The organism is Rhodococcus sp. (in: high G+C Gram-positive bacteria) (assembly GCF_049591685.1).
Classification (GTDB): Bacteria; Actinomycetota; Actinomycetes; order Mycobacteriales; family Mycobacteriaceae; genus Rhodococcoides.
Genome location: NZ_JBAWFH010000429.1, coordinates 1 through 2,613, shown reverse-complemented (window position 1 = coordinate 2,613; position 2,613 = coordinate 1). Strand labels below are relative to the sequence as shown.

4 protein-coding genes are annotated in these 2,613 nt (G+C 64.3%); all 4 read left to right on the top strand.

What is annotated here, in order from left to right; genetic code table 11:
* Positions 1 to 247: hypothetical protein (locus WBQ44_RS18125; RefSeq protein WP_495568062.1), on the top strand; the 247-nt coding region annotated here is incomplete at its 5' end.
* 19 nt (positions 248 to 266) lie between these two features.
* The gene (locus WBQ44_RS18120) at positions 267 to 989 is read left to right on the top strand and encodes a LytR/AlgR family response regulator transcription factor (RefSeq protein WP_495568061.1); all 723 of its coding nucleotides are present in this window, start codon (positions 267 to 269) and stop codon (positions 987 to 989) included.
* The gene (locus WBQ44_RS18115; RefSeq protein WP_495568060.1) at positions 986 to 2,311 is read left to right on the top strand and encodes an ATP-binding protein; all 1,326 of its coding nucleotides are present in this window, start codon (positions 986 to 988) and stop codon (positions 2,309 to 2,311) included. The genes WBQ44_RS18120 and WBQ44_RS18115 overlap by 4 nt, the downstream gene beginning before the upstream one ends.
* Positions 2,312 to 2,404: 93 nt before the next feature.
* Positions 2,405 to 2,613 (top strand): hypothetical protein (locus WBQ44_RS18110; protein ID WP_495568059.1); only part of this gene is annotated, 209 nt, incomplete at its 3' end.

Below are 2,613 nucleotides of genomic sequence, written 5' to 3'. Positions count from 1 at the left end.
GGCGATGCTCCACCATCTCGAAGGGGTGTGCGCTGTCACGAGTGCCACACTCGCGCACGGCGGTACGCGGTCGCACCTGCTACAGCGAGACGAGTTCTGGCGCGAAATCAGGGCCGAGAATCCGTGGCTGTACACCCGCATGCGACGTAGTCTGTTGGGGGCCACCAGCAACCTCCCAGGTGAGGCCGGTCGTCGTGCCACCAGCCTGGCGTACCACGTCGCACGGCGCGTCGTCGGCTTCAGCTGACTCGCGAAAAGGAGGCGGAATGATCCGCATCGGCATCGTCGAAGACGACACGGCAGCCATCGAACGGCTGCTGTCGCATCTCGACCGCTTTCAACGCGATCACGGCGAGAAGTTCCACATCGGTGCGTTCCACGATGGCGCCGATGTTCTCGCGGAGTACCGCCCGGATTGGGACATCCTCTTTCTCGACGTGCAGATGCCGCGTGTGGATGGAATGACCGCGGCCCGCCGCATCCGCGAAGTCGACTCCGAGGTCATCATCGTTTTCATCACCAGCTCACCGCACTACGCGGTCAGCGGGTACGAAGTGGATGCGTTGAACTACCTGCTCAAACCGGTCGCGTATGCCTCGTTCGAGCAGGAGATGTTGCGCATTCAGACGAGGCTGCGACGCCGATCGCGTCGCGAAGTACTCTTCACTGCGACCGACGGCGTGCATCATCGCGTCGCCGTCGACGACATCCGCTACGTCGAGTCCGTGCGCCACCGCGTGGATCTCTTCACGCTCGATGCCACGTTCAGCATCGCGACGACGCTGAAAGCGATGGAGGCGGAACTGGCGGGCAACGGATTCCTCCGCTGCCACAGCGGACTGCTGGTGAATCTGCGTCATGTCACCGGCATCGACGGCAATGACTGCCGCATCCGCGGCGGGGGAACTCTTCCGATCAGTCGTCCGCGCAAACGCGAGTTCTACGCGGCGCTCGCCGAGCACGTCGGGTCGCGCGGAATCTCCGCGTGAACGACGTCACCGGCCCCGTCCTCGCGGAAATACCCCGCTACCTCACGGCCGTTGCGGAGTGGGGGGCCTGCGTCGTCTACATCGTGATCGCTCGCCGTCGGTTCGGATGGCGGGGAACCGTCGGTGTGTCCGTGGTGGCGCTCGGCGCGCTGTGCGCCGTGCAGCTTTGGGCGGGGACGTTTCCGATTGCACTGTGGATTCCGGGGATGCTCCTCGCGGCCGCCACGATGTACGCGTTCGTGTACGTGGGTCTCGATGCTTCTGCGCGTGGTGCCGGGTTCGTGCTCGCGCGGACATTCGTGCTTGCTGAACTCGCGGCATCCGGCTTCTGGCAGATCGATCGGTTCTACGGTGGGCTCGGCAACCCGTGGATGCAGATGGCGTGTGCCGCGCTGGTCTACACCGCCGTCTTCGGCCTGGTCGGGTTCACCGAGCGACGTCAGTTCAGCGGCGACGAACGCTTCGACGCCGGCGGGACGCAACTGGTGGGAGCGATGGCGATCGCTGTCGCGACCTTCGCCATCTCGAATCTCAGTTTCGTGACGACCGACACCCCCTTCAGTGGACGTTTCGGCTCAGAGATCCTGTACATCCGCACACTGGTCGACTTGAGCGGCTTCATCGCACTCCATGTTCAGCTGCGCATCCATCGTGAATCGGCGGCGCGGCGAGACGCTGAGGCCATGGCGCAATTGCTGCGCAGCCAGCACGACCAGTATGAGATCACGCGTCGGTCCATCGACGAGGTCAATCGCAAGTACCACGACATGAAGCATCACCTCGAGGCGATTCGGTCCGAGCAGGATGCCTCGACGCGCTCGCGAATGCTCGACGGCCTCGAAGAGTCGATCCGCCGGTACGGCGCGGTCGTCAACACGGGCAATCATATTCTCGACGCGATCGTGACCGCCAAGCTCGCGCGCGCGGGAGAACGCGGGATCGAGGTCTCCGTCGTCGCCGACGGGGCTCTGCTCTCTTTCATGCGTCCGTTGGAACTCACCTCCCTCGTGGGCAATGCCCTCGACAACGCGATCGAGGGAGCCGCGCGACTTCCCATGGATGCCTTGCGCGTGATCCGCTTCGCCGTCTTCGCCCAGGACGACTTCGCGATGGTACGCGTGGAGAACACCTTCGATGGACTGGTCCTCCGCGACGGCGACCGCATCATCACCCGCCAGCGGGGCCAGGGGCACGGTTACGGCTTGCGCAACATCGAGACCGCCGCAGCCGCGCACGGTGGCGCCGTCGCGATCACGACGGATGATCGATGGTTCTCCCTGCGAGTCCTCTTCCCTGCACACGCGGACGGTGACGGAGGGTGAGCTCCCTCCTCGGGAAGACCGTTCATGCGCAGGAATCGACCAATCGTGCAGGGCGGGGAATGTTGTGGATGCCGCTTTGCTCTACTGGGAGGCGTGAGTGAGATTCCCAGAACCGGCAACCCGCTGACGCGTCGATGGGCCGCGTTCGCCGCCGCCAAGCCCACGCTGGCTCAGTTGATCGTCTTCAGCGCGCTGAACGTTGCCGTCACGGTGTTGCAGTTGGTGATCATGCCCGCCATCAAGCTGATGTTCAGCGGGACATCGCTCGTGGATTCGAGTTTCCAGGCCGTACCGGTGGGGGG

What these genes read in the sequence shown, in the direction of transcription:
- WBQ44_RS18120 (WP_495568061.1), top strand. Translation starts at nt 267, where the DNA reads ATGATCCGCATCGGCATCGTCGAAGACGACACGGCAGCCATCGAACGG.